The organism is Legionella sp. 27cVA30, assembly GCF_024160945.1.
GTDB classification, from domain to species: domain Bacteria; phylum Pseudomonadota; class Gammaproteobacteria; order Legionellales; family Legionellaceae; genus Legionella_A; species Legionella_A septentrionalis.
This window is the reverse complement of the sequence record NZ_JAMYXK010000002.1, coordinates 1333319-1347500: the sequence shown is the minus strand read 5'-3', so window position 1 is coordinate 1347500 and position 14182 is coordinate 1333319. Positions and strand designations below refer to the sequence as shown.

The following is a 14182-nucleotide window of genomic DNA, read 5'->3' as shown; positions in this document are numbered from 1 at the left end:
TTTTTTATTGTGGTTTTTTCCTGACTTTACCTCTTGAGAGGTGGCGGGGTGGATTTGAATATCGATGTCTTCACTGAATCTGTCAATGATGTTAAATCCTTTGGATAATGATGTGCCGCCTTTTAACTCAAATTCAAAGCCTTGTTGTTGCAAACCCCAAAGTGTATGCATGACCCAATAGTCTTTTTCAACAATACTTGGGTGTATGGCCTTTTCATCTGAAACAACAAGAAATAACTCTTTGATATCTGGCAACTCGTGCAAAAACATTTCATTTTCCTAAAAATGTCGCGATTAATTTACGAGTGTGCACTTTCCCATATTGCATTGCCAAGTTTAACAAGAGTGTATGATCAAACTCTGCAAGTTTCGCTTGAATTTTTGATTCAAGGTTACTGACATCCTCAGTTAAATATTTGGCATTATTTAGTAAATCAACCAGTAAAAATTCACGGGTTAATTTTGCAGGAAATCCGTTATTAGGACGTTTAAATGCAAACGTTCTATTGCCAAATACAATTTCCTCATGTCTCTCCGAATTATAAACAACGACTTGATTGTATAGCTGCGTTAGTCCTAATCCTAATTTGTTGTAATCATTCCAGGAATACATGAGAAACGATTTTTTCAAAAAGGCTTTTACTAATGCTTCATCTGAGGGTGGCAACAATCCGAATCGGGAGGCCTTGGGCTTGTAATATAGTCCTGGCGCAGGTCTTTTCAATTTATTTTGAGAGACTAAGGTGTGTAAGTCACGATCCAGGTTATTTGAGAACGGCAGTAAAGCACCCCTCCGGTAAACCACACCAGATTTCATATGAGCAAAGACATTGTCGCGTTTTAGTGTTTTCATGATTAAATTATATACAATTCATTGCTGATGTGCAAATATTTTTATTAAAAATTCATGTAAACTATAGTGCGGTTGTTGAAGACTGTAAATTGTGCTTACGGTGTCGGCACAATTAGGTAAAAATTCGAAAAATTGGTTGTTAATAGTACTAATACAGCCTAGCACTGCCTGACGCAACAGTGACGAAAACATGCCGTAACTGTGTACGATTGTGGTGTATTTGTGGCTGTTTTAGGCCGTTTTTCGGACATTTGATGCATCGTAAGATATTGATTTATAATGTTTTCTATTATTGAGTATCAGGCTTCGAACCAAGGTGTCGGGGGTTCGAGTCCCTCCGAGCGCGCCATTTAAAACGGGGTCTTCCCCAAATCCGCACATCATTACCCATAAGTTATTTCCTTGATAGTTTTCTGGGCCAAGAGGAAATCCTTGAGTCGTTGCAACCCAATCCAGAGTGTCGCCGGTCCTGGGTCGGGGTCATTTTTTCTATTTAAATATCCCCCTATGCTTTCCAGTTGTAGTAGGTCGCATCAGAAATGCCGTATTCACGACAAACTTCCTTCATCAGTCGTCCTGCTTCAACTTCTTTCAGTATTTTAACAATCTGTGTTTCTGTAAAACGCGATTTCTTCATCGATGTTCTCCTCATACATAGTTTACGACGGAGAACTCTAATCAGGAATACACCTATTTTACGGGATGGTTACACACGGCAGGTACAAAAAATAGTAAAAGAAATTGCCAATAGGGCTAAAATTACGAAATTGGTGACGCCCCATATATTAAGACATACTTTTGCAACACTGGCATTACAAAAAGGAATTTCACTAGCTTCAGTTCAAAAAGCCCTAGGACATGATAGATTAGAAACCACGGCGATTTATCTAAATTTTACAGATGCTCATGTAATTGAAGAGTTTAGTAATAAATGGTAACTGTAGTATCGATAGACTAAAAAATAACCAGAATTATTTCTTTGATTGAGCTTTATCAATAAATGCTGGATCCGTTGATTTCATTTTTTAACTAATAGTTAGGTGTTTAATCTTATACTTATATTCCCTGGTTCGATTAAAAGCTTAATTAGAACTAGGGAATATAACCAACAAGCTAAATTAGTTAGTTAAGTCAAAGTCTGATTCTTCCTTAATACCTCTGATTATGGCATTAGAACATTCACTTAAATCAACAGTTAATGGTTTGAAAAAATTAGCACTATTTCCTCTGGTGTCATACAATCTTTTAATAACTAAGCCTAAAGTTGTAAATATCCCTACACCAGCAAAGATTGAAATTAAAGACAGTACTTTTAAGTAATATTCGGTTTGAGATTGACGATTTTTATATAATATGTCTTTAGTGCTACTGTTGTTTAATTGGCTCTCAAAGAGTTTGATTTGTTCTTTTTCGTTTAAACCCTCCTTATCAAGCACACCACGAAGTTCTTTAACCGCAATGAACTTTAAAAAACCATCAAACTCTGGACGAAAATAATGATTAAAATGATTACGGAAGCTCTCAAATCTATATGCCGTATGACTTAATACTTTTACATTGCCTTTATCACGTGGAAAGATTGGGATCATTGTTCCATCACCATCGTTATGGTTATTGGCTATTTTAAAAAGCAAATCAGATAGTGAAGAAATGTGCTGGACTGATAAATACAGTTTTGTAGACATGGGGGTATTTTCACTATATTCGAAATCTTCCTTTTGGAACCCAGACGTCTTGAGTATCTTTTGAAAGCTTACCTTAACTGAGAAATCATTACTCGGCATACTCAGAAACTCTGTCAAATTCTTGATGACAGTTTGTAAGCGTTGAAGTACAAGCTCGGGATCATCATAATTACCTGTATCAATACACCAAGTATATTGACTCCTGCCCTCTCCGAGATTAGATAAATTTTTTCTAAAATGATCAAAATGATAATCAAACCAATTTTTAATCCCAGATTCTTTATTTCCAATATCTCCCACTACAATTGCACTACTTCCAACTAATTTATCTAATTGTTGCTTACTATGATTAATGTAATCATCACAAGTCGTTGTTAGTTTCAATTTCGCATCTTTATAATCGACCATATGCACTCCACACCGTTTTGCCCATATTATATCATATTGGCTCAAATATATTCAAAATTGTGGTTGTAATTTCAATAAGATTAGCTTTTAGTCTGCAAAATAATGTGGCTGATGTCGGCAATTTAATTTGGCCGTTTACACATTATGATAAGGAACAATTATGAATAAATTAGTTTTAACCTCTATATCCTTAATCTTAGCATCATCTGCATTCTCTATGAGTTCAAATAAAGCAGTCATTCTTGAACATAAAACAGAGGTTTGATCCTACCGTCGAAAAACCGGACACCCACTTTATGCAACCATGCCAAATTTGCTAGGGGTCTGAAACCCTAAAGTTGAATGGATGCGTTTGCGATTGTAAAACACCTCAATATAATCGAATAGAGCTAATTGAGCCTCCTTTCTGGTTTTATAAGTCATCCCATAAATGGTCTCCACTTTCAAAGTATGATAAACCGGTACTCAAACCATCAGCATCAGCAATGCAGCCGGTGGCAATTACGAACAATTGGATACCAGCGACACCGCAACGATTACCGTTCAAGATACCATTGACACCACCACCGTCACCCTGGGCGATGTCACCGTCAATGAAGGCGGCACCATCACTTTGACCGCCAATGTCAACAACGCACCGCAAACCGATTTAACCTTAACGCTGTCTAACGGACAGGTGATCACCATTCTTGCTGGACAAACAAGCGGCAGCATCACCTTCCCAGCCCCAACCGATGATGCCTACGTCGATGCCGGCACGCAAACCATCAGCATCAGCAATGCAGCCGGTGGCAATTACGAACAATTGGATACCAGCGACACCGCAACCATCACGGTTCAAGATACCATCAACACCACCACCGTTACCCTGGGCGATGTTACCGTTAACGAAGGTGGTATGGTGACTTTGACCGCCAATGTCAACAATGCACCGCAAACAGATTTGACGTTGACGCTGTCCAATGGAGAAGTCATTACCATTCTCGCTGGACAAACCAGCGGCAGCGTCACCTTCACAGCTCCCGCAGATGATCCTTACATCGATGCCGGCACGCAAACCATCAGCATCAGCAATGCAATTGGTGGCAATTACGAAAGCTTGAACACCAGCGATACGGCAACGATCACGGTGCAAGATACCATCAACACCACCACCGTTACCCTGAGCGATGTTACCGTTAACGAAGGCGGCACCATCACTTTGACCGCCAATGTCAACAATGCACCGCAAACCGACTTAACCTTAACCCTGTCCAATGGAGAAGTCATTACGATTCTCGCTGGACAAACGAGCGGCAGCGTCACCTTCCCGGCCCCAACCGACGATGCCTACGTCGATGCCGGTACGCAAACCATCAGCATCAGCAGCGCAGCCGGTGGCAATTACGAAAGCTTGAACACCAGCGACATCGCGACCATTACGGTGCAAGATACCATCAACACCACCACCGTCACCCTGGGCGATGTCACCGTCAATGAAGGCGGTATGGTGACCTTAACCGCCAATGTCAACAATGCACCGGAAACAGACTTGACGTTAACGCTGTCTAACGGACAGGTGATCACCATTCTCGCTGGACAAATGAGCGGCAGCGTTACCTTCCCAGCCCCCGCAGATGATGCTTACATTGATGCCGATAGCCAAACCATCAGCATCAGCAGCGCAGCCGGTGGCAATTACGAACAATTGGATACCAGCGGCACCGCAACGATTACCGTTCAAGATACCATTGATACCACCACCGTTACCCTGGGCGATGTCACCGTCAATGAAGGCGGCACCATCACTTTAACCGCCAATGTCAACAATGCACCGCAAACCGATTTAACCTTAACGCTGTCCAATGGCCAAGTGATTACCATTCTTGCTGGACAAACGAGCGGCAGCGTTACCTTCCCAGCCCCAACCGATGATGCTTATATTGATGCCGATAGCCAAACCATCAGCATCAGCAGTGCAGCCGGTGGCAATTACGAACAATTGGATACCAGCGACACGGCAACGATCACCGTTCAAGACACCATTGACACCACCCTTGTGGAGCTTAGCGATGTCACCGTCGATGAAGGCGGTAACATCACCTTAACCGCTAATGTCGAGAATGCACCGCAAAACACCCCACTGGTCATTACCTTATCCAATGGCGAAATCATCACCATCGCGGTAGGACAAACCAGTGGCAGCGTTACCTTCCCTGCCCCAACCGATGATGCCTACGTCGATGCCGGTACACAAACCATCAGCATCAGCAACGCAACCGGTGGCAATTACGAACAATTGGATACCAGCGACACCGCAACGATTACTATTAATGACACCGTCGATACCACCACCGTCACCTTAGGCGATGTCACCGTCAATGAAGGTGGCACCATCACTTTGACCGCCAATGTCAATAATGCACCACAAACAGACTTAACCTTAACACTGTCCAATGGGGAAGTCATTACGATTCTTGCTGGACAAACGAGTGGCAGCGTCACCTTCCCAGCGCCAACCGATGATGCTTATATTGATGCCGGTACTCAAACCATCAGCATCAGCAATGCAGCCGGTGGCAATTACGAAAGCTTGAATACCAGCGACATCGCGACCATTACGGTTCAAGATACCATTGATACCACCTCCGTTACCCTGGGCGATGTCACCGTCAATGAAGGCGGCACCATCACCTTAACCGCCAGCGTCAACAATGCACCGCAAACGAATTTAACCTTAACGCTGTCCAATGGGGAAGTCATTACCATTCTTGCTGGACAAACCAGCGGCAGCGTTACCTTCCCAGCCCCCGCAGATGATGCCTACGTCGATGCTGGCAGCCAAACCATCAGCATCAGCAATGCAGTGGGTGGCAATTACGAACAACTGGATACCAGTGACACCGCAACGATTACCGTTCAAGACACCATTGACACCACCCTTGTGGAGCTTAGTGATGTCACCGTCAATGAAGGCGGCACCATCACCTTAACCGCCAATGTCAACAATGCACCGCAAACCGACTTAACCTTAACCCTGTCCAATGGCCAAGTCATTACCATCCTCGCTGGACAAACCAGCGGCAGCGTCACCTTCCCAGCGCCAACCGATGGTGATCACCTGTCCGTTAGACAGCGTTAACGTTAAATCGGTTTGCGGTGCGTTGTTGACATTAGCCGTCAAAGTCACCATACCACCTTCGTTAACGGTAACATCGCCCAGGGTAACGGTGGTGGTGTTGATGGTATCCTGAACCGTGATGGTTGCGGTGTCGCTAATATCCAATTGTTCGTAATTGCCACCGGCTGCGCTGCTGATGCTGATGGTTTGGCTGCCAGCATCGACGTAGGCATCATCGGTTGGGGCTGCGAAGGTGACGCTGCCACTGGTTTGTCCAGCGAGGATGGTGATCACCTGTCCGTTAGACAGCGTTAAGGTTAAGTCGGTTTGCGGTGCATTGTTGACGTTGGCGGTTAAGGTGATGGTGCCGCCTTCATTGACAGTGACATCGCCCAGGGTGACGGTGGTGGTGTCAAGGGTATCTTGCACCGTAATGGTCGCGGTGTCGCTGGTGTTCAAGCTTTCGTAATTGCCACCGGCTGCATTGCTGATGCTGATGGTTTGTGTACCGGCATCGACGTAGGCATCATCGGTTGGCGCTGGGAAGGTAACGCTGCCACTGGTTTGTCCAGCGAGGATGGTGATCACCTGTCCGTTAGATAGCGTTAAGGTTAAGTCGGTTTCCGGTGCATTGTTGACATTGGCAGTTAAGGTGATGGTGCCGCCTTCATTGACGGTGACATCGCTCAGGGTGACGGTGGTGGTGTCAATGGTATCTTGAACGGTAATCGTTGCGGTGTCGCTGGTATCCAATTGTTCGTAATTGCCACCGGTTGCATTGCTGATGCTGATGGTTTGGCTATCGGCATCGATGTAGGCATCATCGGTTGGCGCAGGGAAGGTGACGCTGCCGCTTGTTTGTCCAGCGAGGATGGTAATGACTTCTCCATTGGACAGCGTTAAGGTTAAATCGGTTTGCGGTGCATTATTCACATTGGCGGTTAAGGTCACCATACCGCCTTCATTGACGGTGACATCGCCCAGGGTGACGGTGGTGATATCAATGGTATCTTGAACCGTAATCGTTGCGGTGTCGCTGGTATCCAATTGTTCGTAATTGCCACCGGCTGCGCTGCTGATGCTGATGGTTTGGCTATCGGCATCAATATAAGCATCGTCGGTTGGCGCCGGGAAGGTAACGCTGCCGCTCGTTTGTCCAGCAAGAATGGTGATCACTTCCCCATTGGACAGCGTTAAGGTTAAGTCTGTTTGCGGTGCATTGTTGACATTGGCGGTTAAGGTGATGGTGCCGCCTTCATTGACGGTGACATCGCTAAGCTCCACAAGGGTGGTGTCAATGGTGTCTTGAACCGTGATGGTTGCGGTGTCGCTGGTATCCAATTGTTCGTAATTGCCACCGGCTGCATTGCTGATGCTGATGATTTGGCTATCGGCATCGACGTAGGCATCATCTGCGGGGGCTGGGAAGGTGACGCTGCCGCTTGTTTGTCCAGCGAGGATGGTAATGACTTCTCCATTGGACAGCGTTAAGGTTAAATCGGTTTGCGGTGCATTATTGACGTTGGCGGTCAAGGTAATGGTGCCGCCTTCATTGACGGTGACATCGCCCAGGGTAACGGTGGTGGTGTCAATGGTGTCTTGAACCGTGATGGTCGCGGTGTCGCTGGTGTTCAAGCTTTCGTAATTGCCACCGGCTGCATTGCTGATGCTGATGGTTTGTGTACCGGCATCGACGTAGGCATCATCGGTTGGCGCTGGGAAGGTAACGCTGCCACTGGTTTGTCCAGCGAGGATGGTGATCACCTGTCCGTTAGACAGCGTTAAGGTTAAGTCGGTTTCCGGTGCATTGTTGACATTGGCAGTTAAGGTGATGGTGCCGCCTTCATTGACGGTGACATCGCTCAGGGTGACGGTGGTGGTATTGATGGTATCTTGAACCGTGATCGTTGCCGTATCGCTAGTGTTCAAGCTTTCGTAATTGCCACCGGTTGCATTGCTGATGCTGATGGTTTGCGTGCCGGCATCGATATAGGCATCATCTGCGGGGGCTGGGAAGGTAACGCTGCCACTGGTTTGTCCTACTGCTATGGTGATGATTTCGCCATTGGATAAGGTAATGACCAGCGGGGTGTTTTGCGGTGCATTCTCGACATTGGCGGTTAAGGTCACCATACCGCCTTCATTGACGGTGACATCGCCCAGGGTGACGGTGGTGGTATCAATGGTATCTTGAACGGTAATCGTTGCCGTATCACTGGTATCCAATTGTTCGTAATTGCCACCGGTTGCATTGCTGATGCTGATGGTTTGGCTGCCGGCATCGATGTAGGCATCATCCGTTGAGGCAGGGAAGGTGACACTGCCACTGGTTTGTCCAGCGAGGATGGTAATGACTTGGCCATTGGACAGGGTTAAGGTTAAGTCGGTTTGCGGTGCATTGTTGACATTGGCGGTCAAAGTCACCATACCACCTTCGTTAACGGTGACATCGCCCAGGGTGACGGCGGTGGTGTCGATGGTGTCTTGAATTGTAATCGTTGCCGTATCACTGGTATCCAGTTGTTCGTAATTGCCACCCACTGCACTGCTGATGCTGATGGTTTGGCTGCCGGCATCGATGTAGGCATCATCCGTTGGGGCAGGGAAGGTGACACTGCCACTGGTTTGTCCTACTGCTATGGTGATGATTTCGCCATTGGATAAGGTAATGACCAGTGGGGTGTTTTGCGGTGCATTCTCAACGTTCGCGGTTAAGGTGATGTTACCGCCTTCATCGACGGTGACATCGCTAAGCTCCACAAGGGTGGTATCAATGGTGTCTTGAACGGTAATCGTTGCGGTGTCGCTGGTATCCAGTTGTTCGTAATTGCCACCCACTGCATGGAACAACTAATGATTGACCCTATTGGCTTTGGCAAACCATTGCGTTACAGCCTCAACGGTCATCGGCGATTACGCGTATGTGAATATCGAATTGTGTATCGCGTTGAAGTAGGCGCTCACTTAGTAATCATCATTGCTATTAAGAACCACTGGGAAACCCATAACATAAGGAATGGATAAAAATGGATAAATCAGAAATTGATGTTGTAAAAAAACTTCTTCAGAAAGAAATTACAGGTTATTTAAGGATACAATTATTTAAGAGTTTATGTGGGGATGTTTTAGTCTTAGCCTGCTATTCATTTATCTTATATAAGCTTCGAGCTATCGGGTTTTTTAAAGATGCCATATATATTGGAATGATTACGAGCGTAAATATTATACTGTCCTCCCTTGTCATTATTGTCACAAAATCCTTTAATAAAGCTAGCTGGCCTTTTGTAATTTCATCGATACTTCTGACTTTTGCTGCGTATTTTCTTGGGATTAATTGAATTTTATAAAAAGTTATAAAAAACATTTTAGACTTTGCTTCACTAATAGTTACAAGGGTGAGGCGGTAGAGATGCATGCTCTCTTTCAATCCCTATTATTCACATGAACAGTTTTAAAAAAATTATCATCATTTTCCTTTTCGCTTCATGCTCTTTTGCATATACCAAACCCCATTCCTTTCAATCGGCTAAAAAAATAGCCCGCGTTATCTTTGCTGAGAATTCACAAACCCTATACTGTGCTTGCCAATTTGATGACAGATTACGAGTAAACCTTAAAAGCTGTCATATGGAAAACGCTTCCCCACATCATCGAGCACATCGGATTGAGTGGGAACATATCATGGCGGCCGATCATTTTGGACATCATCTTACTTGCTGGAACGAAGCCGTTTGCACTCATAAAAACGGAAAACCATACAAAGGTCGAAAATGTTGTGAGAAAGTAGATAAAGCATTCCGTGAAGCAGAGGCTGAGCTTTATAATTTATGGCCAGAGGCGGGACTCGTCAATCAAGCACGCTCTAACTTTCGTTTTATGATGCTTTCTGATGAAAGTACTTTCTATGGGTGCCCTATTAAAATTTCATCAAAACAAAAACGGATTGAGCCACCTGATCGTGCCAAGGGAATAGTCGCCCGAGCTCATTTATTTATGAGTTGGTATTATGATATTCAGTTAAGTCTTTCTCAACGAAAATTATTTGAAGCGTGGGATAAAACTTTCCCACCGAGTGGCGAGGAACTCCTTTGGGCAAAGCGCGTGAAAGCCATTGAAGGTTACCCCAACCCTTTCATTGAAAATCATCTTTATTAACGACAGAAACAATAACAAATAGAGAGATAAAAAGGACTAAGGTTCTTATATCATCATAAAAATAAAATTTAAAACTCTATTGAGAAATTAAATTCACAGTGATATTTTTCCGCTCATATTTTATGGATAATAAGGATTTTTCTATGCCTCTACCCCTTCTTTTAGCGCCTGTCGCTGTGATCGGTGCAAAAGCCACCGTGTCTGTTGGCACTCTAATCGCGAGTATCGTGGTAAGCGGGCTTGCCGGTGGCAGTATTGTTGGACTAGGTGGACTGGCTCTCTGGTATTTAAAGCTGGATTCAAAAACACTAACAAGCCTTGAGCACATGAAAGCCCTCGATGAGCAACACCAAATCACCCAAACCCGCATCCGTACAGCGTCTGAAGGTATTCAAAAAATTGATGTCGAGCTTACTTCTCTGAGCGATGAAATTGACGAAGTAATTGACACCATACCATTGGAACAGCTGCAATTATTATCTGAAAAAATCGCTGAAACCACCAATTACCTGCAATCCACAGTAACGCTTACGCAAAAAACCGGCGAAGAGTTAAATAAATCATTATTGGGATTAAAAGAGATCGGAGCCCAAATCAAGGAAGCAGGTATCAAATCTACCCGAAGAATTTCCATGCTGAATCAATTGCTCGATGAGAAAGAAGAAAAACTCACCCAAGCAACCAAAGAAATTGCAGCCTTAAATAAAACCGCCACCGAGCAAACCTCGACTCTTGAAGAACTCCAAAACGTCATAAAAAAGCTTACTGATGAAAATCTTCAAAAAACACAAATAATTGAAACGCAGGGCAGTCAAATTAATCAGCTTCAAACCATATGTGGAACTCTTAAACAACAGTGCATGTTCTTTAAGGCAAAACATATGGTAATAGAAGAGCAGCCCGCGCCTACAGCCAGCAATATGCTTAAATAGATTTTTTAAGGAGCCACATCAATGCAAGTACTCATCTGGATTGGAAACCAACTTAAAAATCTAATCGACTGGTTTTCCCCAATTAACAAAGAATATCCCGCCAATGAAACAGGCGAGCTCATAAAACGTAAACTCGATAGTAAAAGCTGGTTTGATGCCCTAACTGCTTGGTGGATTCAAAAGCACCTTTTGTTAAAAGTAGGTACTTTCACAGGCATAAGCGTTGTGGCAGGTGTGGCAGGATTACTGATTGGCGTGCCTGTTTTGTTATCGCTTGCAGCCCTCTGTTTTTCTATACTCATTCATTCCTTATTTGTTTTCCATGAACGAGCCCGCCATACTGCCGCCGAAATTATTGCCACAGAACAAAAAGCTTTGGATGAAGATTTAAAAATCAATGTGGAATTTTTTGAAACTGCCGCAGCAAAACTCAACGCCGGAATTGAAAAACTACGAGCCCGACACGACGACCTAGAAAAACATAGCAAATTAATGGATGCGGGAGCCCAGTCACTCGGGCAAAATAATGGAAAACTGTCTGCTGTGGCACATGAGATGGAAAGAGAAGCAACCCGGCTTATCGAACCACAAAAAGAAATTAAAAAAGAATTCGATGCATTAACAACAAATGTGAAAGAACATGAAGATGCGATTGTTGCCTCAACTCTTAAAGTACCTGATTCTACGGTTTTTAGAATCGTAATTATTTGGCTTTCGTTATATCTCGATTTCTTCATCAAATTCTCCTCGGTAGTTATTATACCCAGAGAACTCTAATTTTGACTGGAACAATTATAAGGGGGGATTACAAACTAATATTGCAACTAAATATAGTTGCAATATTTATCAAGCCATTTTATAATTATTAAAAATAGTTGGTAATAATAATGACAAAAAAAGATAAGCTAAGAGAGCGCATTTTGAGTAGTCCCTCGGACTTTACGTGGGCCGAACTAACAAGCTTATTAAATTCATTGGGATATAAAGAAAGTAATGCCGGAAAAACCAGTGGTTCTCGTGTGAGATTTATTTCTGATAAATATTCACCGATAACGCTCCACAAACCACACCCAAAACCAATTTTAAAAAAATATATGGTAAAACAAGTAATACAACAACTTCAAAAGGAAGGACTACTATGAAAGATATGCTGAAATACAAGGGCTATTTAGGGTCAATCCACTTTGCTGAGGACGATCTTATTTTTTATGGAAAGGTTGAATTCATAAAGGCCTTGATTAGTTATGAGGGTGAAAGTGCTGCTGATATTAAAAAAGCTTTCGAAGAAGCGATTGATGATTATTTAGCGATGTGCGAACAAGAAAATATAAATCCTGAAAAACCATTTAAAGGAACTTTCAATGTTAGAGTGGGGGAATCATTGCATGAAAGAGCGACCTTTGCAGCAGTTGGAAGAGGGATAAAATTAAATGAATTTGTAAAACTGGCCATTGAACATGAATTAAAGGCATCATAGAACTATGGCATATAAACAGGAAAGTGTCATTTGAAAAAATTAAAATCTTTCTAAAGTATGATTACATTTAGATTCCCAGACTTAAGCATGTTGTTTCCTTACTCAAAGGCATTTAAAACTCAATAAGTTCGGCTATATGGTTGGTCTTGGTTGAATGGATCTTAAAATCGATTAGGAACTCAACTTATCTGTAAAAAATTATATGTTGATTCAATAGCCTGTTTTTTTCTTTTCTATGTTGCTTCCACTCCTTGTCTTTAGAGAAGATCACCAAAAATGATTCTTCAAAAAAATGGCTAATATCATCAATGGCAACCCAAGAGCAATGTTCTTTAATTTCAGAATAGATTTCTTTGTTTATTTAAATTTTAATTTTTTCATTTTCAGGTGTTTGTCTTGCATTGATTAAAGCCATAATAATTCCTTAATATCTAATATAAAAAATACATTATTAATAGCGATTGTTGAATGGATCATAACTGTTGCTATTGTATGTTGAATGATGATAATCGTTATTCCAGTAATTGTCTCTATCAGATGAGCTCGTTCCAATAGAATTTCCCATGCTATCTAAAGCACCAATCATTGGTAAACCTGTTGCAGGATTATATTGCGTTTCGTTTGAGTTAATATCGAAATTTATAATATTATTTGCATTCCTTGCGTTGGTGATAATAATTGCTGCAAAAAATACAATAATCATTACAACAATAAGTATAAAAATCATTTTAAACTCCATTTTAAATTTATTAAGTAGGATGTTAGAGAACAACATCAATCGAGTCAATCACATACGCGCAATTGATTTGCGCTGCATAAAAACCACAAGACAACTATAAGAATAACCCTCATCGAATAATGCACAAAATAAGAATTTCTAAAAACAAGCACACCTTAAAAATGTTTTTTGTTTTTCAATTAGTTCATATTAAATTTGTTGGATGTTATCTATTAGATGATTGGCATATATTCAAATATCCTTGCGACGATGCATAAAAATTCACGCTTTAATAAGCCATTGGCTTTGGTCAGATCAAATTTTTCTGTACTGATAACCAAGCGTGTTTGGAAAGTTTTAAATTTACTTATTTGCCTAATGGAGTCTATTTTTTCTTCATTTACTATCCCAATCCATTCATTGATCTGAATATCTGAAATAAGGAAAGAAAATGAATTTTTGTCAGTTAAATCACCCAGTAATTTATAGCTATTTGTAATCAGTGGCGAACCATAACCATTCAATAATGCTTTTTGTAATTCTTCATGGGACATCACGCCCATCGTTTTTAACTGCACATTTAAAGTGTATTGTGCTTTATTAGGATTTTTAACAATGGTACATCCTTTATTTTTTAAGTTTCTTTTTAACTGTCGCTCAAACCTTATATGGTGATCAGATTCGTCTTTAATCATGACATAAAGACTCTTTGTGCTATCTTTTTTCAGATTCAAGAACAAATTATCAGAAAATTGATAGTGGATTTGAGAAACATTACTTTTTACAAATGGGAGGGGATAACTAGATGAACTTGAAAAATCCCTTATTTTTGTCGTTGTTGCTATCATTATTCC

The 14182-nt window shown here is 42.1% G+C and carries 16 protein-coding genes and 1 pseudogene (1 of these 17 only partly in view); 9 read left to right on the top strand and 8 right to left on the bottom strand.

Features of this window, described 5'->3' with window-relative positions; all coding sequences use genetic code 11:
- From NKV53_RS11720 to NKV53_RS11710, 3 genes and pseudogenes are all read right to left on the bottom strand, one after another.
- Positions 1-270, bottom strand: the 5' end (the start) of a protein-coding gene (locus tag NKV53_RS11720; protein ID WP_253351196.1) for a nucleotidyl transferase AbiEii/AbiGii toxin family protein. The gene continues 432 nt to the left of window position 1, outside the view; 270 of the gene's 702 nt are visible here — the first part of the coding sequence; its start codon is at positions 268-270; the stop codon falls past the left edge of the window.
- Position 271: 1 nt separating this feature from the next.
- Positions 272-853: a DUF6088 family protein gene (locus NKV53_RS11715; protein ID WP_253351194.1), complete on the bottom strand. Its 582-nt coding sequence runs from the start codon at positions 851-853 to the stop codon at positions 272-274.
- Between the two features lie 508 nt (positions 854-1361).
- Positions 1362-1490: pseudogene (locus NKV53_RS11710) on the bottom strand (transposase); the annotation flags it as partial.
- On the opposite strand from NKV53_RS11710, the gene NKV53_RS12100 reads away from it, so the two are divergent.
- Positions 1450-1791 (top strand): tyrosine-type recombinase/integrase, encoded by a 342-nt coding sequence (locus tag NKV53_RS12100; RefSeq protein ID WP_371923221.1) that lies wholly within the window; start codon positions 1450-1452, stop codon positions 1789-1791. The pseudogene NKV53_RS11710 and the gene NKV53_RS12100 overlap by 41 nt on opposite strands.
- A gap of 180 nt (positions 1792-1971) precedes the next feature.
- On the opposite strand, the gene NKV53_RS11700 is transcribed toward NKV53_RS12100, so the two are convergent.
- Positions 1972-2946, bottom strand: coding sequence for a hypothetical protein (locus NKV53_RS11700; protein WP_253351190.1), 975 nt, complete (start codon positions 2944-2946; stop codon positions 1972-1974).
- A gap of 294 nt (positions 2947-3240) precedes the next feature.
- A complete protein-coding gene (locus NKV53_RS11945; protein WP_305884785.1) occupies positions 3241-3393 on the bottom strand; it encodes an IS3 family transposase in 153 nt (50 codons plus the stop codon).
- 64 nt (positions 3394-3457) lie between these two features.
- Here NKV53_RS11945 and NKV53_RS11695 point away from each other — a divergent pair, with 64 nt between their 5' ends.
- The gene (locus NKV53_RS11695) at positions 3458-6067 is read left to right on the top strand and encodes an immunoglobulin-like domain-containing protein (RefSeq protein WP_253351188.1); all 2610 of its coding nucleotides are present in this window, start codon (positions 3458-3460) and stop codon (positions 6065-6067) included.
- Here the strand turns inward: NKV53_RS11695 and NKV53_RS11690 are convergent.
- Positions 5957-8896 (bottom strand): immunoglobulin-like domain-containing protein, encoded by a 2940-nt coding sequence (locus NKV53_RS11690; RefSeq protein ID WP_253351186.1) that lies wholly within the window; start codon positions 8894-8896, stop codon positions 5957-5959. The two genes, NKV53_RS11695 and NKV53_RS11690, sit on opposite strands and share 111 nt — an antisense overlap.
- Between NKV53_RS11690 and NKV53_RS11685 the strand changes: the two genes are divergently transcribed.
- The 7 genes from NKV53_RS11685 (at position 8888) to NKV53_RS11655 (ending at position 12610) form a co-directional block, all read left to right on the top strand.
- Positions 8888-9070 (top strand): type II toxin-antitoxin system RelE/ParE family toxin, encoded by a 183-nt coding sequence (locus tag NKV53_RS11685; RefSeq protein ID WP_253351185.1) that lies wholly within the window; start codon positions 8888-8890, stop codon positions 9068-9070. The two genes, NKV53_RS11690 and NKV53_RS11685, sit on opposite strands and share 9 nt — an antisense overlap.
- 2 nt (positions 9071-9072) lie before the next feature.
- A complete protein-coding gene (locus NKV53_RS11680; RefSeq protein WP_126954199.1) occupies positions 9073-9384 on the top strand; it encodes a hypothetical protein in 312 nt (103 codons plus the stop codon).
- Between the two features lie 103 nt (positions 9385-9487).
- Positions 9488-10201 carry an endonuclease gene (locus tag NKV53_RS11675; RefSeq protein WP_126954198.1) on the top strand — a complete coding sequence of 238 codons (714 nt, stop codon included), beginning with the start codon at positions 9488-9490 and terminating at the stop codon, positions 10199-10201.
- A 143-nt stretch (positions 10202-10344) separates the two neighbouring features.
- Positions 10345-11133 (top strand): hypothetical protein, encoded by a 789-nt coding sequence (locus NKV53_RS11670; RefSeq protein WP_126954197.1) that lies wholly within the window; start codon positions 10345-10347, stop codon positions 11131-11133.
- A gap of 21 nt (positions 11134-11154) precedes the next feature.
- Positions 11155-11910 carry a hypothetical protein gene (locus NKV53_RS11665; protein WP_253351184.1) on the top strand — a complete coding sequence of 252 codons (756 nt, stop codon included), beginning with the start codon at positions 11155-11157 and terminating at the stop codon, positions 11908-11910.
- Positions 11911-12020: 110 nt separating this feature from the next.
- Positions 12021-12275 (top strand): type II toxin-antitoxin system HicA family toxin, encoded by a 255-nt coding sequence (locus NKV53_RS11660; protein ID WP_126954166.1) that lies wholly within the window; start codon positions 12021-12023, stop codon positions 12273-12275.
- Complete coding sequence (locus NKV53_RS11655) at positions 12272-12610, top strand: type II toxin-antitoxin system HicB family antitoxin (protein WP_126954167.1); 339 nt, start codon at positions 12272-12274, stop codon at positions 12608-12610. The genes NKV53_RS11660 and NKV53_RS11655 overlap by 4 nt, the downstream gene beginning before the upstream one ends.
- 451 nt (positions 12611-13061) lie before the next feature.
- Here NKV53_RS11655 and NKV53_RS11650 read toward each other — a convergent pair whose 3' ends face one another.
- Complete coding sequence (locus NKV53_RS11650) at positions 13062-13337, bottom strand: hypothetical protein (RefSeq protein ID WP_199739164.1); 276 nt, start codon at positions 13335-13337, stop codon at positions 13062-13064.
- Positions 13338-13561: 224 nt separating this feature from the next.
- Entirely contained in the window at positions 13562-14176 is a 615-nt protein-coding gene (traT, locus tag NKV53_RS11645; protein ID WP_126954186.1) for a complement resistance protein TraT, read from the bottom strand.
- Between the last annotated feature and the right edge of the window lie 6 nt (positions 14177-14182).

Bases quoted from the DNA above. Each gene is read 5' to 3' on its own strand.
- NKV53_RS11700 (WP_253351190.1), bottom strand. From the start codon at position 2,946: ATGGTCGATTATAAAGATGCGAAATTGAAACTAACAACGACTTGTGAT.
- NKV53_RS11675 (WP_126954198.1), top strand. From the start codon at position 9,488: ATGAACAGTTTTAAAAAAATTATCATCATTTTCCTTTTCGCTTCATGC.
- NKV53_RS11650 (WP_199739164.1), bottom strand. From the start codon at position 13,337: ATGATTTTTATACTTATTGTTGTAATGATTATTGTATTTTTTGCAGCA.
- traT (WP_126954186.1), bottom strand. From the start codon at position 14,176: ATGATAGCAACAACGACAAAAATAAGGGATTTTTCAAGTTCATCTAGT.
- NKV53_RS11655 (WP_126954167.1), top strand. From the start codon at position 12,272: ATGAAAGATATGCTGAAATACAAGGGCTATTTAGGGTCAATCCACTTT.
- NKV53_RS11715 (WP_253351194.1), bottom strand. From the start codon at position 853: ATGAAAACACTAAAACGCGACAATGTCTTTGCTCATATGAAATCTGGT.
- NKV53_RS11660 (WP_126954166.1), top strand. From the start codon at position 12,021: ATGACAAAAAAAGATAAGCTAAGAGAGCGCATTTTGAGTAGTCCCTCG.
- NKV53_RS11670 (WP_126954197.1), top strand. From the start codon at position 10,345: ATGCCTCTACCCCTTCTTTTAGCGCCTGTCGCTGTGATCGGTGCAAAA.
- NKV53_RS11680 (WP_126954199.1), top strand. From the start codon at position 9,073: ATGGATAAATCAGAAATTGATGTTGTAAAAAAACTTCTTCAGAAAGAA.
- NKV53_RS11685 (WP_253351185.1), top strand. From the start codon at position 8,888: ATGGAACAACTAATGATTGACCCTATTGGCTTTGGCAAACCATTGCGT.
- NKV53_RS11665 (WP_253351184.1), top strand. From the start codon at position 11,155: ATGCAAGTACTCATCTGGATTGGAAACCAACTTAAAAATCTAATCGAC.